Annotated in this window: 21 protein-coding genes; 1 reads left to right on the plus strand and 20 read right to left on the minus strand. The window is 41.5% G+C overall.

Annotated features, from left to right (window positions below; all coding sequences use genetic code 11):
- Window positions 1-6: 6 nt before the first annotated feature.
- From EGX73_RS13645 to pcrA, 19 genes are all read right to left on the minus strand, one after another.
- Window positions 7-741 carry a metallophosphoesterase family protein gene (locus EGX73_RS13645; protein WP_003126481.1) on the minus strand — a complete coding sequence of 245 codons (735 nt, stop codon included), beginning with the start codon at window positions 739-741 and terminating at the stop codon, window positions 7-9.
- A 267-nt stretch (window positions 742-1,008) separates the two neighbouring features.
- A complete protein-coding gene (locus EGX73_RS13650; protein ID WP_029486777.1) occupies window positions 1,009-1,380 on the minus strand; it encodes a VOC family protein in 372 nt (123 codons plus the stop codon).
- 5 nt (window positions 1,381-1,385) lie between these two features.
- The gene (locus EGX73_RS13655) at window positions 1,386-1,805 is read right to left on the minus strand and encodes a DUF1149 family protein (protein WP_005471385.1); all 420 of its coding nucleotides are present in this window, start codon (window positions 1,803-1,805) and stop codon (window positions 1,386-1,388) included.
- 227 nt (window positions 1,806-2,032) lie between these two features.
- Complete coding sequence (locus tag EGX73_RS13660) at window positions 2,033-3,076, minus strand: SepM family pheromone-processing serine protease (protein ID WP_021149767.1); 1,044 nt, start codon at window positions 3,074-3,076, stop codon at window positions 2,033-2,035.
- On the minus strand, window positions 3,066-3,560 hold the full coding sequence (gene coaD, locus EGX73_RS13665) for a pantetheine-phosphate adenylyltransferase (protein WP_003126473.1): 495 nt from the start codon (window positions 3,558-3,560) through the stop codon (window positions 3,066-3,068). The genes EGX73_RS13660 and coaD overlap by 11 nt, the downstream gene beginning before the upstream one ends.
- A 1-nt stretch (window position 3,561) precedes the next feature.
- Window positions 3,562-4,116 (minus strand): 16S rRNA (guanine(966)-N(2))-methyltransferase RsmD, encoded by a 555-nt coding sequence (gene rsmD, locus EGX73_RS13670; protein WP_003126470.1) that lies wholly within the window; start codon window positions 4,114-4,116, stop codon window positions 3,562-3,564.
- 101 nt (window positions 4,117-4,217) lie between these two features.
- Entirely contained in the window at window positions 4,218-4,565 is a 348-nt protein-coding gene (locus EGX73_RS13675; RefSeq protein WP_003126468.1) for a YlbG family protein, read from the minus strand.
- Window positions 4,537-4,980 (minus strand): YlbF family regulator, encoded by a 444-nt coding sequence (locus tag EGX73_RS13680; RefSeq protein ID WP_003126467.1) that lies wholly within the window; start codon window positions 4,978-4,980, stop codon window positions 4,537-4,539. The genes EGX73_RS13675 and EGX73_RS13680 overlap by 29 nt, the downstream gene beginning before the upstream one ends.
- A complete protein-coding gene (locus EGX73_RS13685; protein ID WP_003126457.1) occupies window positions 4,970-6,100 on the minus strand; it encodes a CAP-associated domain-containing protein in 1,131 nt (376 codons plus the stop codon). The genes EGX73_RS13680 and EGX73_RS13685 overlap by 11 nt, the downstream gene beginning before the upstream one ends.
- A gap of 16 nt (window positions 6,101-6,116) precedes the next feature.
- Window positions 6,117-9,545 (minus strand): pyruvate carboxylase, encoded by a 3,429-nt coding sequence (locus EGX73_RS13690; protein WP_123867008.1) that lies wholly within the window; start codon window positions 9,543-9,545, stop codon window positions 6,117-6,119.
- Window positions 9,546-9,566: 21 nt separating this feature from the next.
- On the minus strand, window positions 9,567-10,730 hold the full coding sequence (locus EGX73_RS13695; protein WP_003126454.1) for an FtsW/RodA/SpoVE family cell cycle protein: 1,164 nt from the start codon (window positions 10,728-10,730) through the stop codon (window positions 9,567-9,569).
- Between the two features lie 2 nt (window positions 10,731-10,732).
- Window positions 10,733-11,032: a YlaN family protein gene (locus EGX73_RS13700; protein ID WP_003126453.1), complete on the minus strand. Its 300-nt coding sequence runs from the start codon at window positions 11,030-11,032 to the stop codon at window positions 10,733-10,735.
- Between the two features lie 376 nt (window positions 11,033-11,408).
- Entirely contained in the window at window positions 11,409-12,443 is a 1,035-nt protein-coding gene (locus EGX73_RS13705) for a diacylglycerol kinase (RefSeq protein ID WP_003126452.1), read from the minus strand.
- 10 nt (window positions 12,444-12,453) lie between these two features.
- The gene (gene gatB, locus EGX73_RS13710) at window positions 12,454-13,884 is read right to left on the minus strand and encodes an Asp-tRNA(Asn)/Glu-tRNA(Gln) amidotransferase subunit GatB (protein WP_003126451.1); all 1,431 of its coding nucleotides are present in this window, start codon (window positions 13,882-13,884) and stop codon (window positions 12,454-12,456) included.
- On the minus strand, window positions 13,881-15,353 hold the full coding sequence (gatA, locus tag EGX73_RS13715; protein WP_003126450.1) for an Asp-tRNA(Asn)/Glu-tRNA(Gln) amidotransferase subunit GatA: 1,473 nt from the start codon (window positions 15,351-15,353) through the stop codon (window positions 13,881-13,883). The genes gatB and gatA overlap by 4 nt, the downstream gene beginning before the upstream one ends.
- Complete coding sequence (gene gatC, locus EGX73_RS13720) at window positions 15,353-15,658, minus strand: Asp-tRNA(Asn)/Glu-tRNA(Gln) amidotransferase subunit GatC (protein WP_003126448.1); 306 nt, start codon at window positions 15,656-15,658, stop codon at window positions 15,353-15,355. Before gatC ends, gatA begins: the two co-directional genes overlap by 1 nt.
- Window positions 15,659-15,763: 105 nt before the next feature.
- Complete coding sequence (locus tag EGX73_RS13725; protein ID WP_123867009.1) at window positions 15,764-16,861, minus strand: CamS family sex pheromone protein; 1,098 nt, start codon at window positions 16,859-16,861, stop codon at window positions 15,764-15,766.
- Entirely contained in the window at window positions 16,851-18,881 is a 2,031-nt protein-coding gene (gene ligA, locus EGX73_RS13730) for an NAD-dependent DNA ligase LigA (protein ID WP_123867010.1), read from the minus strand. The genes EGX73_RS13725 and ligA overlap by 11 nt, the downstream gene beginning before the upstream one ends.
- Before the next feature lie 12 nt (window positions 18,882-18,893).
- Window positions 18,894-21,134: a DNA helicase PcrA gene (pcrA, locus tag EGX73_RS13735; RefSeq protein WP_021149781.1), complete on the minus strand. Its 2,241-nt coding sequence runs from the start codon at window positions 21,132-21,134 to the stop codon at window positions 18,894-18,896.
- A gap of 167 nt (window positions 21,135-21,301) precedes the next feature.
- Here pcrA and EGX73_RS13740 point away from each other — a divergent pair, with 167 nt between their 5' ends.
- A complete protein-coding gene (locus EGX73_RS13740; RefSeq protein ID WP_172956417.1) occupies window positions 21,302-22,849 on the plus strand; it encodes a ClC family H(+)/Cl(-) exchange transporter in 1,548 nt (515 codons plus the stop codon).
- Window positions 22,850-23,024: 175 nt separating this feature from the next.
- Here the strand turns inward: EGX73_RS13740 and EGX73_RS13745 are convergent, their stop codons facing one another.
- Complete coding sequence (locus tag EGX73_RS13745) at window positions 23,025-24,491, minus strand: alpha-amylase (RefSeq protein WP_081132025.1); 1,467 nt, start codon at window positions 24,489-24,491, stop codon at window positions 23,025-23,027.
- Window positions 24,492-24,590: the final 99 nt, after the last annotated feature.

Genomic DNA, 24,590 nt, shown 5'->3' on the forward strand with positions numbered 1-24,590 from the left:
AGTTTTTTAAAAGTCTGGATGCCAAGGGCCGGTTAAATTTTGATATTCAATATCTTGTACAATGCCGTCTTCATCAAAAATCACGCCGTGAACGGAACCACCAAAAACAGCCCCTCCATCAATGCCAATCTTATTATCATGAAACCATAAATCCGTTGTTTCCATATCACCATGAAGCATGGGTGTGATGGTATGTCCAAAGACGATTGTTTTTCCCGTATGATTTTCTCCAGTATGAAATGGCTCTCGGATCCAGATAAAATCGTGGTCAGAAGTATCCTGCCAATGCTTCTTGGTCAAATCAACACCAGCATGAACAAAAAGATATTTTTGCCATTCATAAGAAAGCGGCCTTGCCATCAAAAACGCCACTAAGTCACGGTAGCGACTCCGGATCATTAATGCAATCTCAGTTGGCGAGTACTCTTCTGTTGCTCCCGGATGTAAAAGACTTTCCATCGTCTCCTTGCCTCCATTGCGGACATAAGCGGAATACCAGTCTTCTGGTGCGTTCAAAAATTGCAGAAAATATTCTTCATGGTTCCCGCGCAAATAAATCGCTCCTGTCTCTTCCACCAATTGTTTACCCAACAAGAGACACTCTTTACTTCGTGGCCCTCGATCATTCAAGTCCCCAATCAGAACAAGCTGATGCAGTGATGGATCGTAATCCAATAAAAGTTTTTTAAAAAGATCATACATCCCGTGGATATCACTAATGACGTAAATGAGTTTTTTCATTTGGGTTCATCCCCTTCTTTAAATTATTATAAAAAAGCCAGCGAAACTTTACAACTGTTAGCCCTTTCCTTATAATAAAACCAACTAAAGGAGCGAGAAGATGAATTGGCTGCATCAACAATGGATCCATTTTAAAAAAGACATGCGAGAAGCTTTTGATACAGGGGCTATCGCTGCACATGGTAAGAAATAGTTTGAATTTTGATTGTTAATTGATTGAATCAAAAAAAGAGAATTCTCCAGTTAAGTACTGGGAATTCTCTTTTTTTATTTTCCAGAAACAGCAAAGTAATTACCATCTGGATCTGCAAAATTAAAGACCATTCGTTCTTCCATCTGGATCAGGTCGCCAACTTCTACATTTGTATCTAGTAATTTCTTGTAAAGCGTTGTGATATCTTCCGAAAAAAACATGATCGATGGTGAGTTCAATGCTACTTCAGGAGAATGGGCTTCAATAAAGCCTTTATCATAAAGCACAAAACGAGCATCTGATTCGCTGCTTGGTGCTATTTCAACGATAGAAGTCCCATCTGCCGTTTGCTCTTCAATGATTTCAAATCCCAATGATTGCCAAAACGCAACGGATTTGGGCACGTCCTCTACATATAATATGATCTGCATTTGATTCGCAAACATATCTCTCACTCCTCTGTTGTTGATGATTCTGATGTTTCTGAGGCTTCATTTGACGTATTGAAATTCAATTGCAGACCTGGTTTGTCGGTAATGATTTCTGTTACTTCATAGGTTAAGCGTTTGATAATATCAAACAGCGGCTCCACTAAGCGGTCTGTCTCCGCTTTGCTTAAGTCTTCACCTGAACGGACTTGCCGGTTCAAGATGTGATTGACCTGCCCTACCCGACCGGACAGCACATATTCAGGAAAAACGAGTTGAAATTCCAAGCGGGCGCCAATAATACTATTTTGTTTCATATACTCTTCATCTTGTACCTTCAACGGGGCAAAGCCAACATTCAATTTGGTTTCCATTTCTTTGTCTTTAGGCTTCATATCGAAATGATAAGCTTCGACGATTGGTTGTTGTCGTTTGATTTCCACAGTCTTCACACTCCTTGATTAAAAGTATAGCATACCGATGACATCCAGCCTACCTTCATTAAAAAAATCCAGACAAAAAGAAGCAAGATCTCTTCCATGCTAGAAAACTTGTTCCGTCGTTACAATTGGATCGTTAGGATACAATCTTGACTTGATAAATTGTTTTTCTATCTGATGGTTCTTGCTTCCTGATGGATTCTTGCTTCTATTTCGTTAAGTAAAATTTTTTATTTAAGCGTTTTGAGATAATCTAGTGCGTCTTGCACATTTGAGACTGGTACGATCTTCATGTCAGTCCCTAGTTTCTTCGCAGCTGCTAAAGCTTCTTGATAATTTGTTTTGATCGAAGGATCAACTTCTTTTTCTTCCTTCGTGATTTCATCCTCTGGTGCAAAAAAGATTTCTACACCACTTTCACTTGCGCTTGCTACTTTTTTATCGATACCACCAATGCGGCCAACGGTTCCGTCACTGGAAATCGTTCCAGTACCGGCAATATTATGCCCTTTACGCAGGTTTTGCTGCGTCAATTGTTCGTAGATTTCTAATGTGAACATCAAGCCTGCTGATGGCCCACCGATATTTCCTGCATCAATAACAATATCTTGATCTGAACTTATTTCCGTATGGTCAACTAACGAAATGCCGATGCCGGCTTTTTTATTCGATGGCAATTCAATCAGCGATCCGGTTGCTTCTTTTTCTACATCATCTTGGAGATACGTCACTTGGATCTTATCACCGACTTTTTGACTTTGAACATAATCAATAAAATCTTGACTGTTGTCAAACCGTTTTCCATTGACAGCTACTACTGTATCACCAACAGAAATTTTTCCTTTGAAGCTAGAGTTGGACTCTACACCCATAACATAAACACCTTTATAGTTCATTGTGTAGGGAATATCTGCTAGCTTCAGTGCTTGCTCAATGGCACTATTTTGAGAGGATTCCATGTAGTAACGTTGGATCCGATTGTACTCTTCATCCGTTGCACCGCCAAAAAGTTCTTCTTCAGAAACCAAGTCTTGAAATTGATTAAATTTACTGCCAATTGCCGTAAAAACGGTTGCCTGCCGAATACCGACACTGGTCAATGAAAACGAGCCATCGTTTTGATCTTTTTGGTCATTGACTGTAATTAGTTCTTTCAAATTGATCGTTGCCCCAGGCTGTTCAATATAATAAGGGATTGGTAAAAAGGCACAGGCGGCAACTACTAATGCTGCAACAAGTAATAAGGTATATTTAACGGTTGATTTAAGATTCATGAGCATCACGCTTCTTTACGATTGCTTGGTAAATATTTGGTGGTAAATAGGCTTCCACATCGCCACCGAAATGCAAGATTTCTTTTAGCAAACTTGAACTAATATAACTGTATTTGGCATTTGCCAATAAAAAGACTGTTTCGAGCGTCGGATCTAAGTGGTGATTCATTTCCATGATATCTCGTTCGTACTCATAATCCTTGACACTCCGAATTCCTCGCAGTAAAAATTGGGCACCCATTTTTTTGGCAGCCGTAACGGTCAATTCCGTCTCTTGCGCAACAACGCGAACATTCGGGACATGCGCTAGTGCCTCAGTGATCAATTCCACTTTTTCGCCACCGGTAAAGAAGTTGACTTTACTAGTATTCACAAAGACACCAATGATCAATTCATCAAAAAGGGAAGCTCCCCGTTCGATCAGATCTACGTGACCAGCAGTCAATGGGTCGAAACTGCCCGGAAATAATGCTATTCTCTTCATCTTATCCCTCATTTCTATAAATCGTGACTGCCGTAATCCCATAAACCTGCCGTCTACTTTGGACCAATGTGCCGATCCTCTCTGGCAAATCCACTTCTTTTGCTGTTTCGCAAACAATGACCGCATGAGTTGCCATAAGATCCGCTTGTACCATTTGTTCCAGCTGCAAAACCAGCTCTTGCTTCGCATAAGGAGGATCCAAAAAAATATAGTCGAACTGCTGTTGAGTGCCCACAAATTCTTTTAGGGCTTGTTTGGCATCCATTTTTAAAACAGTAAACTTTTCGGGCTCCTTTGTGATGCCAATATTTTCTCGAATAATCTTAATCGCTGGATAACTGCGATCGACACAGATGGCATGTGCGGCGCCGCGAGAAACAGCTTCAATAGCTAATCCGCCACTGCCCGCAAATAAATCCAATACCAAGCCGCCATCTAAATAAGGACCAATCATATTAAAAATCGATTCTTTCACTTTATCGGTGGTTGGTCGGGTATTATCCCCGCTTAAGCTCTTCAATTTTCTTCCTCGATAATCTCCTGCAACAACACGCATATGCGTTCCTCCAAAGGTTCCATAATTTCTTAAAAAAGTATTCCAGTGACCGTCATCTTTTTGAGCAACAAAAATGGGTGCGATTGGCACCCAAACTTTTGTTATACATTTTCTGCCAATCGAATCGTCGTATTTTTTTCTTCCACATCAAATCCATCATCACTCACTTGATATGCTGCGTCAGTGCCGATTTTTTCCGCAAAATTCATCTCAACATCTGGTCGATATGAAGGTTCCACTTGCCGTACGAAATGAAATTGTTCGATTTTATTTTTTTTCATTTCATAGTCTTCTTCATTCAAGTACATGACCACATATTTCATTTTGCGTGACACATAATGGACAAATCCGAATCTGCGTAAATTTTTTAATTGGCGTAAACTATAGACCCATACGATCAGTCCCCGTCGTTTTTGGATCTCAAACGTTTCTTTCGTCTCCTCTTGCATGACAACTTCCTCCACATGTTGATTTTGATTGAAAAAAAGGACTTCCAGCGTCCACTTTGACTTCCTCTGAGAAACAATCAGCAATCGACACTGTGATCTCATCAAGCAAGACTTGCAGCTGGTTTTCACTGTGTCGAAATTCTCCGACTTGAGGATTCAAATCAAGTGCCCTTTTGGCTTTGCGTAATGCCCGCTGCTGTTCTTTATACCCGGGAGCAAACGTGCCATAAGCAGCGATTTTTTCAAAATCGGTCTTTTTATGTACAAATGAATCAATTAATCCCAATACTTCTTGGTCTTGGTACATCGCCTTCTTGTTGTAACAATAAGAGCGAAACAACTGACTATTCTTGATACTGGAAATTAATTGTTCAATTTGGTCTTCAATTGCATATAAATGGTCATTATAAATCATCTGATGTGCTATCCTCTGTGTGTTCATTCTCATCTTCTTGGATTAAGACTACCATATTTGCTTTAGAAAAAGCAATTCCTATCTTCTCAGGGGTTTGATTCGATAAAACATTGTAAACCGAAGGATCACTATACCATGATAAAATCGTAAATGTCGGATCGTAGACAGGTGCTTCAAAGATGGAAGAAACGGTTGAAATTTCCTTTTCCTTTAAAATATCCTGCCATTCTTCTTGGGTCAGAGTGAAGGTGCTGGTTCGTTCTGCTGTCAATGCTTTTTGATAGGCATGAATCCGTTGAGATGTTAAGTGATCCGAAAGATTCTCCGTGATTTCTTGAAGGAGATCTTTGGCTTCACTATGAGTATCTAAAGCCATCCCAAAACTTTCCAGCTCTTTTTGATCACGCATTTTTTGGATGATCACAAAAGCTAACGTTTCTTTTTCAAGAGCAGCTGTTTCTTGGTTCACTGTTTGAGACTCTTGAAACAGCGGCAGCTCCCCTTCTGTTAATTGATAAGGAGACAGCTTCAATAATGTCGTTTGATCCAGATAAGTGACTGCTGCTAATTCCGATGTCTTTTGATCAAAAAACAAAACCGCGAAAGTGCCATTGTCAAACGCCACTAAGGGACGATAGTTCATATCTTGTTCCATAAGTTCAAAACTCACTGAACGATCATTTTGACTCAATGTAAAATTCGGATAGATCATCGTAAGCTCTGTAAGATCTGTCATTGTCATCCCAATCGAAAATGGGGCTAAGGATGCGCCGCCTTGGCCAATCACTTTGATTGCCTGAACACTTTCGCCGTCGGTGTTGATTTCGAGATATTGTTGATCATCTAGGTGATTGTATACGCGAACTTCAAAGTCATATCCTGTGCGATACGTGCGTATCGGCGAGCCAAAATCTTCTTCAAAATCAGAAAGAGGTTCACCGATCGCTTTTGCTAAGCCATCTGCTTTGATTGGTTCATAATTCAAATTGGTAGGCGCTTTTACAGGATTATCAAAAAGAGGTCTTGAAGGAGAAACCCGCTGAAAAAATACTGGCTGCAGATAGACGACGACCAGCGCCAAAATAAACAAGCAGCAAAATAAAATTCCTCTACGTTTCATCTTCAAGACCTACTTCCTACTTCTCTTTGATTTCGATCAGCAAATCACCTGATGTGATGGCTTCTCCTTCTGCAACATAGACGTGTTCTACCACACCTGAGAAACGAGCTTCGATCGCTGTTTCCATCTTCATCGCTTCAGTTACTAGAACGGTTTGTCCTTTCGCTACCCGATCCCCTTTTTTGACTAATACTTGTAGAACAGAACCTGACATCGTTGCACCAATTTGTTCTTTATTTGTTGGCTCAGCTTTGCGTTTTGTTTGAACGGAGCTGATGATCGAATGATCTTTGACTAAGATCTCCCGACGTTGTCCATTCAAGTTAAAGAACAACGTGCGGTTGCCTTCAATATCTGGTTCGCCGATTTCATCCAAGCGGATGATCAAGATTTTCCCTTTTTCAAGTTCAACATTGATCGTTTCACCTAATCGCATCCCATTAAAGAATGTTGGTGTATCTAGGACCTTGACGTCGGCAAACTGTTCATATGCTTTTCGGTAGTCTAAAAAGACTTGCGGATACATCAAATAGCTCAATACTTCTTCTGCTTTAGGCTGGTAGCCGATCTTTTCTGCTAATTCGGCTTTGACTTTTTCAAAATCTACTGGTTCAGCAAACGCACCAGGACGTTCTGTGAATGCTGGCCGACCTTTCAGAATGATCCGTTGTAATTCTTTTGGAAAACCGCCGACTGGTTGACCTAGTTCACCTTGGAAGAAAGTAACGACTGATTCTGGAAAACTTAAGGTTTCACCTTTATCATAAATGTCTTGTTCAGATAACCCGTTTTGTACCATGAAAAGAGCCATATCGCCAACCACTTTTGATGATGGCGTGACTTTGACGATATCACCGAACATCATATTGACTTCATGATAAACTTCTTTGATTTCGTCCCATTTTTCCCCAAGTCCCACTGCTTTTGCTTGTTGTTGCAGGTTCGAATATTGACCACCAGGCATCTCGTGTTTATACACTTCTGTCTGAGGAGCATTCAACCCATTCTCGAAAGGATGGTAATACATACGCACATCTTCCCAGTAATGATTCAACTGCTGGATATTATCGACATTAATTTCTGGACAACGTTCGCCGTTGACTAACGCATAGTAAAGGCTACTCATACTTGGCTGGCTAGTTGCTCCACTGACTGCAGACATAGCAACATCGACAATATCGACACCCGCTTTGGTTGCGGCAGAGTAAGTGATGATGCCATTGCCACTCGTGTCGTGGGTGTGCAGATGAATTGGTACATCAATACTCGCTTTCAGTTCACTGATCAAGCGATACGCCGCTTGTGGTTTCAGCAATCCTGCCATATCCTTGATCGCAATGATATGTGCACCAAGATTTTGCAACTCCTTGGCCATATCCTTATAATAATCGATCGAGTATTTTTGACGAGTCGGATCATTGATATCTCCGGTATAACAGATCGCTGCTTCTGCAATTTTGCCTGCGTCCCTTACTGCTTGGATGCTTTTTTCCATTTGCGGAACCCAGTTCAAGCTATCAAAAATTCGGAAGACATCGATTCCTTGCGCAGCAGATTCTTTGATAAATTCTTCTAACACATTATCTGGATAATTTGAATATCCCACCGCATTTGATCCTCGAAACAGCATTTGTAACAATGTGTTCGGCATTTTCTTACGAAACATACGCAGCCGTTCCCATGGATCTTCTGTCAAGAAACGGTAAGCAACATCAAACGTTGCTCCGCCCCACATTTCACTGGAGAATAGTTGAGGAATCCCCTCTTCTGTCAACGCAGCGATCTTCTTGAAGTCCTGGGTACGAACTCGTGTAGCCAGCAAGCTTTGATGCGCATCACGGAAAGTCGTATCCGTTAGTAAAACATTTTTTTGCTGATTGATCCAACGAATGACGCCATCAGCACCTTGAGTATCTAAAATGGTTTTAGCCGATACGAAATCAGGCAATGTCTCAATCTGTTGCGGAATTCTTGGATCATTATAAAATGGTTTTTTTTGTTTCTCGATTCCCGGAAAGCCATTGATCGTAATCTCACCGATATATTTCATTGTTTTATTTCCGCGGTCGCGAATGCGAGGAAACTCAAACAATTCAGGAGTATTATCAATAAATGTCGTTTTCGCTTCGCCAGAACGAAATTGCGGATGAGAAACAACATTGCGCATAAAGAGAATATTGGTTTTGACTCCACGAACCCGAAATTCTTTCAAGCAGCGCATCATTTTTTGAATCGCTTGATCAAATGTCGCTGCATGGGTACAAACTTTTACCAGCAATGAATCAAAATAGGGAGTTACAACGGCGCCAGCATAGGCATTACCAACATCTAGCCGAACGCCAAAACCACCAGGTGAACGATAAGTATCGATTTTTCCAGTATCAGGCATAAAGTTATTGGCAGGATCTTCTGTCGTTACACGACACTGGATCGCAACCCCTTCAAAGTGGATATCCTTTTGTTGCGGGATTCCGATTTCTTTGTGCAAGTCTTTCCCTTGAGCAATCAAAATTTGTGTCGTTACAATGTCCAAGTTAGTGATCATTTCAGTAATGGTATGCTCTACTTGAACCCGAGGATTCACTTCGATAAAGTAAAAGTTGTCTCCTTCTACCAAAAACTCTACGGTTCCCGCATTGATATACCCGACATGTTTCATCAACTGTACCGCAGCTTGACAAATTTTTTCTCGTTGGGCAGCATTCATTGATACACATGGAGCGACTTCCACCACTTTTTGGTGTCGACGTTGGACAGAACAATCTCTTTCAAATAGATGGACAACATTGCCATGACTGTCCCCTAATATTTGCACTTCGATATGTTTTGGATTACTGATGTATTTCTCTACATAGACTTCATCACTACCAAATGCCGCTTTCGCTTCGCTTTTCGCTCGTTCGTAACCTTCACGGGCTTCTTTCTCATCGTGAGCGACCCGCATGCCGCGGCCACCACCGCCTAAGGCTGCTTTGATCATGATTGGATAACCATGGGTTTCAGCAAACAGCAAAACGTCATCAATAGTGTTGACGGGTCCGTCGGAACCTGGAATGGATTGGATACCAGCCTCGATTGCAGCTGTTTTGGCTTTGATTTTATCGCCAAAGATATCCAGATGGTGTGTCGAAGGTCCAATAAAAATCAAGCCTTCTTCTTCACAGCGTTGCGCAAACGCTAAATTCTCGGATAAAAATCCGTAACCGGGATGAATCGCTTCGGCACCGGCCTTTTTCGCGGTGCGAATAATATCTTCTATGTCCAGATAGGCTTCAATGGGGCGCTTGCCTTTTCCGACAAGATACGCTTCATCCGCTTTAAAACGATGGACTGAATATTCATCTTCTGCAGCGTAGATACCCACTGTTTTGATGCCCAACTCTGCACACGCACGGAAAACTCGAATCGCGATTTCTCCACGATTAGCGACTAATACTTTTTTCATCATACCACTCCATTCCATTGATCAATAATTCAAACTATATTGTTTCCTCTTTTCTTCTGCACTAATGTTCAAAATAAAGCCGATACAAATCGACAACATTAACAAACTTGATCCTCCTTGACTCAAAAAAGGAAAAGTGATCCCCGTTAACGGAATCAAGCCGGTGATCCCACCTAAATTGATAAAGATCTGTGACATAAATAATGTCCCGATCCCAATACACATCATGGAATTAAAGGAATCTCTTGATCGAATGCCAATCAAAAACATTCTTCCTACCATATAAAAGAGAATCCCTAACAAAACGATTGAGGGAATCAAGCCAAGTTCTTCCATCACGATTGAAAAAATATAATCGGTATGGGCTTCATTCAAGAAGCCTCGTTTTTGAATACTATTTCCTAATCCGCGACCAAATAATCCGCCATTGAACATGGCATAATATCCATTGACCATTTGATGTCCTGTATCAAATTCATCGGCAAAAGGATTGGTGAAAGCGGCAAATCGATTGTAGATATATTCAGGCAGAAATTTCCCACCTGTCAAATTGACAAAAGTAATCGCCAAAAAACTAAAGAGAACTGTGGCCCCACCTAATATCAGGGTATACACATAGTTTAATCCGCTAGCCAGCAAAACCACAAAAGCCAGCATGAAAATAATAACAGCGTTCCCGAAATCGGGATAGAAGGCCAAAATCACCGTATAAGCCAATACGATCGCCATTGGTCTTCTCACAGAACCCCAGAAGTCTTGCTGGATGCCCTCTTGGCGATAAGAGAATGTGACCGACAAGAACCAAATGATAATAAACTTTAAGTACTCCGCTGGCTGAACAGAGAATCCTGCAATCGAGAGCCAGCCCCATGCACCATTCCTTTTTTGGAAGAAAAAGGCGGCGATCAAAAGAAAGAAAATAACGATCATGGCAATTTGGACAAACTTCTTATTGCGAAAGACATCAGTTTTCATCTTGTACATGATCGTGATCATAATCAAACTTACCACCCAAAAAACGGCTTGATTGATCACATAAGCTGCTGAAGTAGTCGGTGGCTTTGCTGTCATTGCGACATATGAGGTCGAACTGTAAACCATCATCAAACCAGTTACGCATAAAATAAGGTAAGGTATTAAAATGCTATAGTCTAAAAGGTGTCTTTTTTTAACTTTTTCTGGCAAGATTATGCCTCCTTGCCGATTTCAGTAGATTTTTGTTCTTCATATACTTCGCTATACAATTGATTTAGGTCTTTTTCCAGATCTGCCATCAATTGTTGGCCAGCAGCATTGTCTACAATACCCAAGCGTGTTGCGAAAGCGACTTGTCGTGATAAGCCATACATTTGTGTGTCAACGACTTCCTCGAATGCTTTACACTGAGCAATACACAAACTATTTTCTTGATTGCGAATCAATCGTTTGATTCGTTCGGCATCCTCTAAAAGCAGATTCAATGCCATTTCTGAATCAATCTGCGCCATTCTGGTCCCCCCATTTCTTAGTTTCATTATTATAGCATATTCTATACCGATTTGGCACAGTAGGATGCCATAAATTCAACCGTAAATAACGAACATAAATTTTTTTTTGCTAACAAAAAAAGCGAATTATCGACTGATATAAAAAAAAGAAGTATTTTCATTCGTTTTTTTCTGTTTCATTGGGTTCCGCTTTGCTTTGTAAATCGTGAAACACGAACCAATTGTGAAACATTCAAAGCGATTCACTTAATAAGGAAAAAGACAAAAGATTGATCCAGCAGCCTTTATTGAAAAAAAAGAAGTGGAATTGTCCACATGTTCTTTCTTCCTTTCAAAAAAAGAACAGGAAGCGCACCGCTTCATGTTCTTTTGATTACTACTGTTTCTGCTTTTCACCGATAAAGCCATCACCGTTAATGTCCTCATCTGATAACCGTTCGACTTCTTTGATGAATCCCTGACTAAGTTCTTCGTAAGATTCTCCAACAACTGCGTCATCTGGAATTTGATCTAGGTTAGCAAAAAATTCAATATGATTATGCAAGTTGGTAAAGATCATCGGGGCATCGCCGCCGTATTCACCATCTAAATTGATCATCAAACGATCTTTTGCATCTGGCGCATCGACTTCTAAACGAGACGTTTTTGTATAGATCAAGCGTCGGTCATTGATATGTTTGCCACCGTTCATCATCAATGCAATCAGATGAACGATCTCAAAAATATTTGCCGTTTTCACTATGATCAGCGAAAATTTCCCATCGTCAAGTTTCGCATCCGGGGCGATTTGTTCAAAACCTCCCACTGAATTCGTCAATCCTAGGAAGAACATCGAAGCGCCGCCAATATATTCTCCATCGTCATATTTAAAGTGCATCTTGATTGGTTTGACTCGCGGCAACAATTCTGCGCCTTTTGCAAGATATGCCAAATAACCGAACACACTCTTCAACTCTGAAGGAACATCATAGGTCAACTCAGTCAGGTGTCCACCTGCAGCGATATTGATAAAATAATCCCGATCAGTTTTTCCAATATCCATTTTGATCGTTTGTTCCTTGAGAATGACTTCTGCAGCAGCCTTCACATCGTTTCTAGGAATCTTCAATGCACGAGCATAATCATTGGTTGTTCCGCCTGGGATGATCGCCATTTTGGGGCGCTTTTTTAGCGGAGCGATACCATTAACTACCTCATTAATGGTTCCGTCGCCTCCGGCTGCAACAACCAGATCAAATCCGGCTCTCCCTGCCCTACTCGCTTCATCGCGAGCAGAGAATGGGAGAGCAGTCGTCGCAAAAGCACTGGCTTCATAACCGGCTTTCTCTAAGACTTCTAATATATCGGCAAGATGTTTACGAATCAGTTCTTTTCCTGATGTTGGATTATAAATGACTCTGGCTCTTTTCATATTCCGCCTCTTATCGTTTTGCTAATTCTTCTTGAAGTAATTTGTTCACAACGCCAGGGTTCGCTTGTCCTTTAGTTGCTTTCATGATTTGACCAACTAAGAACCCAACTGCCCGGTCTTTTCCGTTCTTGAAGTCATCAACAGATTGTTGATTCTTATCCAAGACTTCATTGATCATTGGCAGAAGTTGTGCTGGATCGGATAGTTGGATCAATCCTTTCGCTTTGACAACTTCTTTGGCATCGCCGCCATTGGTGATCAATTCTTTAAAGACTTTTTTCGCAATCTTAGAACTGATCGTTCCATCAGCAATCAGTTGGATCATTCCTGCAAGATTATCCGGCGTTAATTTGGTTTCTTCTAATTCCAATTTTTCACTGTTCAAGTAGGCCGAAACTTCACCCATCAACCAGTTTGATGCTTGTTTTGGTTCCGCCCCAGCATCGATGGTTGCTTCAAAAAAGTCGGACATTTCTTTGGTCAGTGTCAAGACCATTGCGTCGTATTCTGGCAATCCAAGTTCGTTGATGTACCGTTGGCGGCGTTTTTGTGGAAGTTCTGGCAATGTTTGCCGTACTCGTTCGATCCATTCGTCATCAATAACAAATTTAGGAATATCTGGTTCTGGGAAATAACGGTAATCAGATGATCCTTCTTTGACCCGCATCAAGATTGTCTTATTAGTGGTTTCATCAAAACGACGTGTTTCTTGTTGGATCTCACCGCCAGAAAGCAATACTTTTGCTTGGCGTTTTTCTTCGAAAGCCAAGCCTTTTTTGACAAAGGACATAGAGTTTAGGTTTTTCAATTCGGTTTTGGTACCAAAAGCTTCTTGACCATAAGGACGTAAAGAGATATTGGCATCACAACGCATGGATCCTTCTTCCATCTTCACATCAGATACTTCTGTAAATTGGATGATAGAGCGCAAAGCTTCCAAATAAGCATAGGCTTCTTCTGGCGAGCGCATATCTGCTTCAGAAACGATCTCGATCAACGGCGTGCCCTGACGATTTAAATCCACATAGGAATAGCCGCCGATGCCATGCATATTTTTCCCTGCATCTTCTTCAAGATGAACCCGCTCAATACGGATTTTTTTCTTTTTGCCTGCTACTTCGATCTCGATCCAACCATCATGACCGATTGGTTGGTCAAATTGAGAAATTTGATAGGCTTTCGGATTATCCGGATAGAAATAGTTTTTGCGGTCGAAATGAGTATCTTTGGAAATTTCACAGTTTAACGCTAGTGCTGCTTTCATCCCAAATTCTAACGCGGCTTTATTCATCACCGGTAATACCCCTGGATAACCCCAGTCAATCACATTCGTATTGCTATTTGGCTCGGCACCAAAATGTGCTGGCGCCGGTGAAAAGATTTTTGAGTTTGTTTTTAATTCTACGTGGACTTCAAGCCCAATGACTGTTTCGAAGTTCATGCGTTATTCCCTCCTAAAATCACTGGTTTTTTCGTATGAAAATCAGTTGCTTGTTCAAACGCATAAGCCGCTTGATACATCGTTGCTTCATCAAAATGTTTACCAATGATTTGCAAACCGACTGGTAATCCTTCAGAAAATCCTGCTGGTACAGACATACCTGGCAATCCAGCCAAATTGACTGGAATCGTTAAGATATCATTCATGTACATTGTGATTGGATCATTGATATTTTCACCTAGACCAAAAGCAACGGTTGGAGATGCAGGACCAATAATCAAATCGTAATCAGCAAATACTTTGTCAAAATCTTGTTTGATCAATGTACGGACTTGTCCAGCCTTTTTGAAGTAAGCATCATAATATCCAGCACTTAATGAGAATGTCCCTAACATGATCCGGCGTTTTACTTCTTCTCCGAATCCTTCACTACGAGAATTGACATACACATCGTCTAGATTTTTTACGTTTTCTGAACGGTAGCCATAACGGATTCCGTCAAAACGTTGCAAGTTAGAGCTTGCTTCAGAAGAGGCAATAATATAATAAACGGAAACGCCATATTTAGAATGAGGCAAGCTGACTTCTTCGACTGTTGCTCCTAATGCTCGGAATGTTTCTGCCGCTTTCAACACAGCTTCACGGACACCAGGTTGAATCCCCTCACCCATATATTCTTTTGGCAGCGCAACTTTCATACCTTTGATATCGCCAGTTAACCCTGCAGCAAAATCTGGTACTGCTACTCCAGCAGAAGTGCTGTCTTTGGCGTCAAATCCACTAATGGCAGACAATGCCAGTGCATTATCTTTTACTGAACGAGTCATTGGTCCGATTTGATCCAATGAAGAAGCAAACGCAATCAGACCAAAACGTGAAACACGACCATATGTTGGTTTCATTCCTACGATTCCATTGAAAGAAGCAGGCTGCCGGATCGAACCACCTGTGTCACTCCCTAATGAGACTGGTACTTGCCCAGCAGCTACTGCAGCTGCAGAACCACCAGAAGAACCGCCAGGAACTTTGGTATGATCCCACGCATTCTTTGTTTTTTTGAAGTAGGAAGTTTCCGTACTTGCTCCCATGGCAAATTCATCCATGTTCAATTTACCGACTGGTATCATGTCTGCTTGGTAGACTTTTTCCATCACAGTTGCATCATATATTGGTTCAAAGTTAGCCAAGATCTTAGATGCAGCTGTAGTCAGTAGGTCTTTGGTCACGATATTGTCTTTGATCCCAATCGGAATCCCTGCCAAAACATTGCTTTCAGAAATACCCTTCTCATCAATTGCTTTGGCTAATGCCATCGCGTTTGACTCGTTCAATGTAATAAAAGAATCCACTTTTGGTTCAGTCGCTTTGATTTGCTCGAATGTCTCTGCTGTCAAATCGACAGCTGAAATTTCTTTGGAAACAAGCATGCCATGGAGCTCTTCCAAACTTTTACTTACTAATTCTGTCATTACGCACCGGCCTCCCCATTATCAATAATTGCTGGTACTTTAATGAAACCATCTTCTGATTCCGGCACATTACGCATCAATTCTTGTCGGTTCCAGCCTTCTGCTGCGATATCTTCACGCATCACATTGATTGTTTCAGCAACGTTTGATGTAAATGGCACACCTTCTGTGTCTACTTCCTCTAAGGTTTCTACCATATCAATAATTTTTCCTAGCTGAGAGGTAAACTCATGTAATTCATCATCTGAGAATGATAATTTTGCTAGCTTGGCAACGTGTTTGACTTGTTCTTCGCTTATCGCCATAAAATCCTCCTCTTTCTCGCATCCATAAAAATACGTTTACGTTTTTCCAATGTATTGTATCACTTTTCCAGCAAATCATGAAATACATTTTGAAAATTATCATACTTAATTGAAAATGTAGGTCTCGATTTTTTCTGCCCCATCTTTACGGGCAATAAAAGCTTGCTGTTTCCCTAGAGAGCCAACTTGGACTTCGATCTCGCCAGGAACTCCTTTGAAGACAGATTCGACTTGCTTTGCGCTATACTGAACAAAACTGGTGATCTCGGTTTTACTGTAATAATTCGACTCGACTTTCAAAACAAGTTTTTGGAGTTGATCATCTACGTAATACGCATTGCCGGTCACACCACTCAAGTCAGGAAAGAAACTAATGACAGCATCACGAAATGTTTTGAACTTATTATCCAAACCATTATCGGTGGCAGCATTGGTGACCCCCGCAGCTACAGGTAAAATAATGTGGGCCTCTGCTACTTTCTCATACTGATCGATAGTTGTTCCTCCATCTTGGCTGACTGCTTGATAAACATAATTGCCTCCGGCGATATCATCTTTAGCAGCTTGTTCGAATAAACCGATCACGATAGGTACAGTCTCCAACCCTTTGATTTTTCTTACTTGTGTCAAAACAGCATTGACTGTCTTCCGCGCGTTTGCCATCCACTCATCACGAGAGATAGAAATGGTCTCGTCGCTGCCATAGTAGACGGTATTAAAGGCAAAGCCTAAACTAATACCTGCCAATGTTTTGCCGTCTTCTTTAATAAAATCTTGCTCCATCAATTGTTGAAAAATAAGCGGCTGATCTGAACCGGCAGGGTTAAGACCTTGCGGGTTATCATCAGAGACACGTTTCAGCCAATTCTTGATCGTATCAGCAGGAATTTTTTGACCTTCTTGAAAGTAGCACGTATCGACAGAAAAAGTCTGCTTGGACAGCCTCAGCAAGCCATTCTCAAAATTGGTTTGATTGAACCCGCTGTTCATTTGCTCTGCATTCAATCCTCTAGCAGCACTCGGTTGGTACTTGCCGTCTGTCATGACTGCCTGATAGACAGAATTATCGACACGGCCAGTGGTAATATTACCGCTGGCCGTCTCTTCACCTTCGTTGATATTCGTGATTCCTTTGTTGAGATTGCCGCAACCTGACAAAAAGCTTAACGACATCGCGACGATCAAGAAGTGTTTAATCTTCATGGTTATGGCTCCCTTCAATCGCTGCCACCATTTGATTCTCTTCCCAAACTGTAATGCCCAAGCTTTGCGCTTTCGTCAATTTACTACCAGCCTCTTCTCCCGCTACGACGATATCTGTTTTCTTTGAGACACTTCCCGTCACTTTTCCGCCAAGGTTCTCAATTCTTTCCTTTGCTTCTTCCCGAGTGAAATGAGTCAACTTTCCTGTTAAGACAACTGTCTTACCTTTAAAGGGTGAGTCAATAGCCGAGAGCTCCTCATTTTTTAAACCAAGGTAATCAAAATTGACCCCTGCTTTCTCCAACTCATCTAAAAGATCATGGACTTCTTCGTTGTTGAAATAAGTGACAATACTATCCGCGATGGTTTGCCCAATCGTTTCTAAAGAAACGATCTCCGACTCATCCGCTTTGCTTAGATTACGCAGATTGCGATAATGTTCCGCAAGAATTCTTGCTGCTTTAGATCCGACATGGCGAATCCCTAAGCCAAATATCAAACGCTCAACAGAATTTTCTTTACTGGCTTCGATTGCTGACAAAATATTGTTTGCCGATTTTTCTTTGATTTTGTCTAATGTCAACAATTGTTCTTCCGTCAAATAATATAGGTCTGCAACATCAGCAACTAAGTGCTTTTCATACATTTGTTCAAGAACTCGTGGGCCTAACCCTTCAATGTTCATAGCATTTCGGGAAACAAAATGACTCAATCCTTCTTTCATTTGTGCAGGACACTTCGGATTGATGCAGCGCAGTGCCACCTCTTCATCTAAATGGACCAATTCACTGTCGCAAATGGGACAATGGGTAGGAATCGGATAGGGCTCACTGGCTTTTGACCGTTTATCCGTCAATACGTTGGCAACTTCTGGAATGATGTCTCCTGCTTTATAGATAATCACAGAGTCATTCAAGCGAATATCTTTGGCGCGAATATAATCGACATTATGCAGGCTGGCACGACTTACTGTTGTACCAGCTACTCGAACCGGCGTCATGACCGCTGTTGGTGTCACAACACCTGTGCGTCCAACTGTCCATTCAATCTCTTCAATGGTCGTTTCTGCTTCTTCGGGTGGAAATTTATAAGCTGCCGCCCACCGAGGAGCTTTAACCGTAAATCCTAGTGTATCTTGATCGGAGAAGTCATTGACTTTGATGACAACGCCATCGATTTCATAAGGCAGCTCACTGCGTTTTTCGTGAAATTCTTCGATATACGCCCAAACTTCATCGATCGTTCGGCACAAACGCCGTTCATGATTTGTCCGGAAACCCAAACTGTCTAATTCATCAAGCGCTGAGAATTGATCGTGTGCCTCGATAGGACCGAAATCTGCCAGAGTATATAAGAATGTGCTCAAATTACGGCTGGCAGCAATCCGTGTATCCAGTTGCCGCAAGCTTCCTGCTGCGGCATTTCGAGGATTGGCAAATACCTCTAAGCCCTCTTCTTCCCGTACTTGATTCAAACGGATGAAAGAAGCTTTAGGCATGTAACATTCGCCTCGGACTTCTAATGAAACAGGTTCTTTCAATTTTAATGGAATTGACTTGACTGTCTTCAAGTTTTCCGTAATATTCTCGCCGACTGTTCCGTCACCCCGTGTTGCACCACGCACAAACCGTCCATTCTCATATTTCAAAGAGATTGATAGCCCATCGATCTTCAATTCACAGACATAATCAACGGCACGACCTAGCGCTTTTTGGACTCGCGCATCAAAAGCGATGATTTCTTCTTTATCAAACACATCATTCAAACTGTACAGAGGAATATCATGGATGACCTTTTCAAATCCAGGCAGAACGATTCCACCCACTCGCTGAGTAGGAGAATCTTCTGTGACCAGCTGCGGGTAATCCGTTTCTAATTGAACAAGTTCTTTATAAAGTCGATCATAGACGTAATCTTCGACAGACGGCTGATCCTTCACATAATACTCATAGGCATATTGATTCAAAGTGGTTCTTAATTCTTCCGCTCGTTGTTGAACTTCAGTTGATGGCACAGCCATTTCGATTCCTCCTTATAGTTTTTCGATCGGAGCAAATGCTGCAAGCAGCCGTTTTACTCCTTGTTGGGGAAAAGCGACATCTAATTCTAGATCCTGGGCGGCCCCTGTGGTCCGAACGATCGTGCCGACACCCCATTTTTTATGGTTGACTTTTTCCCCCACTTGCCATTGATTGCCGGCTGCAGTCGTGGTTTGTCTCGACGAAACAGTGGACTGACGAGGTTGGGTATACGTTGGTTTGAAAACTTTAGGCTGAAAGGAAGCAGCTGCCCCTTTCGGCTGAGTTCTTTCTCCCAGTGACTGCAGAAGATCTTGTTCAATCTCTTCCACAAACCGAGAAGGACGATTGTATTGAGTGCGTCCATACAATGTACGAGAAAATGCGTTTGTCAAGAATAGCTCTTCTTCTGCACGAGTAATCCCCACATAAGCCAAACGACGTTCTTCTTCCAGTTCGCTTTCTTCCATCAATGCTCGAGATAACGGGAAGATGTTCTCTTCTAGCCCAATCAAAAAGACCACAGGAAATTCCAATCCTTTTGCCGCATGCAATGTCATTAATGTCACTTGACTGCTTTCTTCTTCATAGGAATCAACATCGGAAAGTAAAGCGAGGTCATTGAGGAAGACAGTCAATTTTTCTTCTGGCGCATCGGCATCATCTTCATTTTGTGCCTCAAAGCGTTTGTCAAATTCTTGGGTCACTGTTAAGAACTCTTCCAAGTTCTCCAGCCGGGATTGTGATTCCAGATTGTTCTGATTGATCAAATCTTGTTTGTAACCTGTTTTATCCAAAATTTCTTTCGTCAGTTCTGTCACTGACAGATAAGGAATCATTTGGGCAAACTGGTCCATCATCATGCCGAAGCTACCAAGTTCTTTGCCGGCCTTGCCTGAGATATTGGCTAAATCGACATTCATCGCAGCTTCTAACAAGGACCATTCATGAAGCGAAGCAAACTCACGAAGTTTTTCGACAGAAGTCGCCCCGATACCACGTTTAGGCACATTGATGATCCGTTCTAGGCTTAGAGAATCGCTTGGGTTAGCAATGGCCGAAAGATAAGCCAAGATATCACGGATTTCTTTCCGATCATAGAATTTGCGTCCGCCCACCATTGTATAAGGCACGTTTGCTTTTAATAGCATTTCTTCAATCACCCGGGATTGAGCATTGGTCCGATACAAAACAGCAAAGTCGCCGAATTTACGTCCTTTATCTGCAATTTGTTTTTGCATCTCACTGACAATAAAACGAGCTTCATCTCGTTCACTATCCCCGCGATAGTAAGTGATTTTTTCACCGGCTCTATTTTCAGTCCACAAATTTTTGTCTGGACGGTTGCGGTTGTTTTTGATGACTTGATTCGCAGCATTCAAAATCGTCTGAGTTGAGCGGTAATTTTGTTCCAACAAAATCACTGCTGCATCCGGATAATCTTTTTCGAAGTCCAAAATATTTTGCATATTGGCACCCCGCCAGCCATAGATACTTTGATCCGCATCTCCCACGACACAAAGATTTTTGAAGCGGTCCGCTAATAAATTAACAAGCGTATATTGGGCATGATTCGTATCTTGGTATTCATCCACATGGATATAGTGAAATTTTCGTTGATAAAACTGCAGTGCATCTTCATTTTCCTTAAACAAGCGAATGGTATTCATGATCAGATCATCAAAATCCATACATTGATTATTTCGTAATTCCTTTTGATACAGCGCATAACAGCGGCCTACGATCTGTTCAAACAAGCTCCCTTGTTGATTTTCATAATCTGCCGGAGTCAACAATTCATTTTTGGCATTGGAGATCGCTCCTAAAATGGAACGCGGGTCATATTTTTTTGGATCAATATTTAACTCTTTTAAGACTCGTTTCATCAAAGTGTTTTGTTCAGAGGTATCAATGATCGTAAAGTTTCTAGAGTAGCCGATCTGATCAACATCTCTTCGTAAAATCCGGACACACATCGAGTGAAACGTAGAGACCCAAACATCTTCTCCCCCAGATCCAAGAAGCTGATTCACCCGTTCTTTCATTTCTCTAGCCGCCTTATTCGTAAAAGTAATGGCTAGAATATTCCAAGGATTGACATTTTTTTCTTCAATCAAATAAGCAATCCGATGGGTTAAGACCCGCGTTTTGCCACTACCGGCTCCGGCCATTAACAACAGAGGTCCTTCTGTATGCATCACGGCCTCTTTTTGCCGGGGATTCATATTCGCAAGTAATTCGTTTTTGGATGACATGGTTTTAACCATCCTTTCTTTCTCAATCCATTCAATTATAGCATTATCCGATTGTAGGGAAAACCGAACGCCTTGAAAAGTTGCTAAATTTTTCTTTTTTGTCCTTCAAAAAAATTACTTGTTATCTATTCAAAAAAGGGCTAAATTAAATAAGGAAAGTGAGGAGTTTGATGAAGAAACATGAAATCCATTATTTAGATACAACCCGCCTGGCCTTTATAGGCAAAGGAATCTTGGTAGGAGCATTTGTGGGGATCGTGGTTAGTTTGTTTCGCCTTGCGATTGAATGGATAGGCGAAAAAGTTGCTGCTGTCTATCGACACCTTGCTGATCATCCAGATCAGATCATACTGTGGGTAATTCTCTCTATCATCACTGCAATTATTGTGATCCTTTTAGTAAAATCAGAACCTCAAATCAAAGGCAGCGGTATTCCTCAAGTTGAAGGGAAGTTAAGTGGCGAGATCGATTATAATTGGTTCTCTGTCCTTTGGAAAAAGTTTATCGGGGGCATTTTATCCGTCGGATCGGGTCTTTTTTTGGGGCGGGAAGGTCCTTCGATTCAACTAGGTGCTGCTGTCGGACAAGGTTTAAGTCAGTTCTTCAAAGCCCCAAAGTCAGAAGAAAAAATATTGATTTCCAGTGGTGCCAGTGCAGGATTGTCGGCGGCTTTCAATGCACCGATTGCCGGTTTGCTGTTCATTTTAGAAGAGATCCATCATTCCTTTTCACCTCTTGTATGGCTGACATCTTTTGCTTCAGTGATTACTGCTAACTTTGTCTCTTTAAATTTTTTTGGATTGAAACCTGTCCTTTACCAAGGAAAGATCAATGACTTGCCTTTGAAATATTACGGTGCTTTAGTCATCTTAGGTATCTTACTGGGGATCTTAGGACGATTTTACCAGTGGACATTGCTGTCTTTGCCTAAATGGTATGGAAAACTACCCATATCCTCTGACTGGTATGGATTGATTCCTTTTGTGCTGATTATTCCAATCGGTCTATTTTTACCAGACTATTTAGGCGGCGGGAATCAAATTATCTTGACTTTAGGAGAAACCGGGGCTCCCCTGTTGTTTTTGGTCATGTTGCTGATTTTGCGTTACTGTTTTTCCATGATTTCATATGGAGCTGGACTGCCTGGGGGGATTTTCCTTCCTATCTTAACATTAGGTGCGCTGATTGGTGCGATCTTTGGTACCTTTTTGGCACAGTCGATCGGTCTGGATCCTATTTATATCAAGAATTTCGTGATCGTATCAATGGCTGGTTATTTTACAGCGATCGGTAAGGCTCCTTTAACTGCTATTATTTTAGTAACAGAGATGGTTGGATCAATCAATCACCTAATGCCGTTAGGACTAGTTAGTTTAGTAGCTTATATCGTGGTCGATGGTCTTGGTGGTCATCCTATTTATGAGTCTCTCCTTGAAAAGATGCATAAAGAACCCGCTGTGAATATCCGAGGAACGAAAACAGTGATCGAGTATCCGGTAACCGCAGAAAGTTCATTTGATGGGATGGCCGTTCGAGACTTTCCTTGGCCAGAAAACATGTTGCTGATTTCCATTCGTCGTGGCGAAAACGAAATTTTGACCCGCGGAGATACGATCATGAAAGTTGGTGATGCCCTTTTGATCTTAACGGATTCGAATAGTGTTTCGGAAGTGAAGAAAAAAATCAGCTATTTAGCTGATGGTCCTCTGACTTAAACATTGGCTGCCAAATTGCCGTCAACATCCTCCTGTCTTTATTTATCGATCAGAAAAAAATCGAAGGAGCAAAGCTACAGACACATGTTCTGCAGTTTTGCTCCTTCTTTCATTGCCATACAATCGCTGTCGTATAATATTACCAAACGGTTCTTTCTAAAATCAGCTTCTGAAATTAGCTATAGTATTTTTCCACCAAACGTTCATCCACATAAACGGAAACTTGACCGTCATTGACTGGGAAAATTCCTTTACCTGTTTCGTCTAAGACAACTTTTGCTTCATTATTTTTCAAAATATCTACGTAAGTTTCACCACCATGAATGGCGCTGATGGTCATTTCTTTCTCAGCACCTTGGGCATTCGTCATGACCACGGCCAAGCCAGACAGTTCGTGCTCATAATCTCCTGTCAGTACCCAACCGATACAATTTGGGTCATCGAAATAATCAACTTGATTGCCAAAGGAGATTTTTTCACGCAATTTCAGGAGATTTTCTAAATCTTCTCCAACTGGTTCAATACCTTGTTCAGGAATACCGAATAGATCCCCCCAGAAAACAACTGGTACTCCAGCTTTTCGCAACAAGATCAACGCATAGGCATGCACTTTAAACCAGCCATCTACCCATGACTGTAAACTCTGACCGACTTGCGTATCATGATTATCGACAAAAGTCACAGCGTAGTCTTCTCGAGAAGCAGTCAATGTACCTGCAAAGATTTGACTCATATCGTACGCACCATTCGAATGAGATGCTTCATAGAAATTGTAATGCAGTGGCACATCGAACAGATGGATCAGATTTCCGGAAGAATCGAGATACTCTTCTAGTTTCGGCAGATCACCCGACCAATATTCTCCCACCACAAATAAATCTTTGCCTTTTTCTTCCCGGCGATTCAAAAGCCAATTAACATAATAATTAAACTCAATATGTTTGACAGCATCTAGGCGATAGCCATCCACATTCGTTAACTCTTGATACCATTTGCCCCATTTATCCAGCTGTTCGATAGTTTCTGGATTCTCCATATCCAAATCACAGCCCATTAGATAATCATAGTTGCCCATCTCATCATCCACTTGATCTTCCCACCCTTTTTGGGCAAAGTTAAACAAGGCATGATCGTTGGTTCGGTCATCATAATCAACGCCAGAAAAATTTTTCCACGTCCAGACATAGTCATTGTATTTCCCTTTTCTTCCAGGGAAAGTGAACTTCGTCCAAGCTTCGATTTCTTCTTCATCACTTATCGGCTTGTTGCGATTGTCCCAACTGTATTTGACCGCTGGTGCCGTTTCTTTTTCATCGGCTCCTATCAAATGATTGAATACAATATCTGCGTAAACCTCCAACCCCTGATCTTGCAACGCTTTGATTGCTTCAAGATATTCATCTTTGGTTCCGTACTTGGTTGGTATTGATCCCTTTTGATCAAATTCTCCAAGATCGTAGTAGTCGTAGACACCATAGCCAACATCTTCGACGCCCGCTGTACCTTTATATGCAGGAGGCAACCATACCGCTGTAAATCCATAATCTTTAAGCTCACTACTCATTTCTTTCAATCTATTCCAATGTTGACTGTCTGCAGGCAAGTCCCATTCGAAGCCTTGCAATATCACTTCATTCTTCATATAATTCCCCCCTAAAAATAATTAAGCCAAAGAATAGCCATTCTTGTCAAACATTAACCCATTTCGATTCTTTTCTGAGTAATTTGCCGACCGTTTTTG

Origin of the sequence: Enterococcus sp. FDAARGOS_553 (genome assembly GCF_003812305.1) — a bacterium.
GTDB lineage: Bacteria > Bacillota > Bacilli > Lactobacillales > Enterococcaceae > Enterococcus_D > Enterococcus_D gallinarum.

Excerpts from the sequence above, each read along its gene's own strand:
- gatC (WP_003126448.1), bottom strand. The coding sequence starts at position 15,658 with ATGGCGATAAGCGAAGAACAAGTCAAACACGTTGCCAAGCTAGCAAAA.
- EGX73_RS13705 (WP_003126452.1), bottom strand. The coding sequence starts at position 12,443 with ATGAAAAGAGCCAGAGTCATTTATAATCCAACATCAGGAAAAGAACTG.
- EGX73_RS13645 (WP_003126481.1), bottom strand. The coding sequence starts at position 741 with ATGAAAAAACTCATTTACGTCATTAGTGATATCCACGGGATGTATGAT.
- coaD (WP_003126473.1), bottom strand. The coding sequence starts at position 3,560 with ATGAAGAGAATAGCATTATTTCCGGGCAGTTTCGACCCATTGACTGCT.
- ligA (WP_123867010.1), bottom strand. The coding sequence starts at position 18,881 with ATGGCTGTGCCATCAACTGAAGTTCAACAACGAGCGGAAGAATTAAGA.
- gatB (WP_003126451.1), bottom strand. The coding sequence starts at position 13,884 with ATGAACTTCGAAACAGTCATTGGGCTTGAAGTCCACGTAGAATTAAAA.
- EGX73_RS13685 (WP_003126457.1), bottom strand. The coding sequence starts at position 6,100 with ATGAAACGTAGAGGAATTTTATTTTGCTGCTTGTTTATTTTGGCGCTG.
- EGX73_RS13680 (WP_003126467.1), bottom strand. The coding sequence starts at position 4,980 with ATGATTTATAATGACCATTTATATGCAATTGAAGACCAAATTGAACAA.
- rsmD (WP_003126470.1), bottom strand. The coding sequence starts at position 4,116 with ATGCGTGTTGTTGCAGGAGATTATCGAGGAAGAAAATTGAAGAGCTTA.
- pcrA (WP_021149781.1), bottom strand. The coding sequence starts at position 21,134 with ATGTCATCCAAAAACGAATTACTTGCGAATATGAATCCCCGGCAAAAA.
- EGX73_RS13690 (WP_123867008.1), bottom strand. The coding sequence starts at position 9,545 with ATGAAAAAAGTATTAGTCGCTAATCGTGGAGAAATCGCGATTCGAGTT.
- EGX73_RS13725 (WP_123867009.1), bottom strand. The coding sequence starts at position 16,861 with ATGAAGATTAAACACTTCTTGATCGTCGCGATGTCGTTAAGCTTTTTG.
- EGX73_RS13660 (WP_021149767.1), bottom strand. The coding sequence starts at position 3,076 with ATGAATCTTAAATCAACCGTTAAATATACCTTATTACTTGTTGCAGCA.
- EGX73_RS13700 (WP_003126453.1), bottom strand. The coding sequence starts at position 11,032 with ATGGCGCAGATTGATTCAGAAATGGCATTGAATCTGCTTTTAGAGGAT.
- EGX73_RS13675 (WP_003126468.1), bottom strand. The coding sequence starts at position 4,565 with ATGCAAGAGGAGACGAAAGAAACGTTTGAGATCCAAAAACGACGGGGA.
- gatA (WP_003126450.1), bottom strand. The coding sequence starts at position 15,353 with ATGACAGAATTAGTAAGTAAAAGTTTGGAAGAGCTCCATGGCATGCTT.
- EGX73_RS13745 (WP_081132025.1), bottom strand. The coding sequence starts at position 24,491 with ATGAAGAATGAAGTGATATTGCAAGGCTTCGAATGGGACTTGCCTGCA.
- EGX73_RS13650 (WP_029486777.1), bottom strand. The coding sequence starts at position 1,380 with ATGTTTGCGAATCAAATGCAGATCATATTATATGTAGAGGACGTGCCC.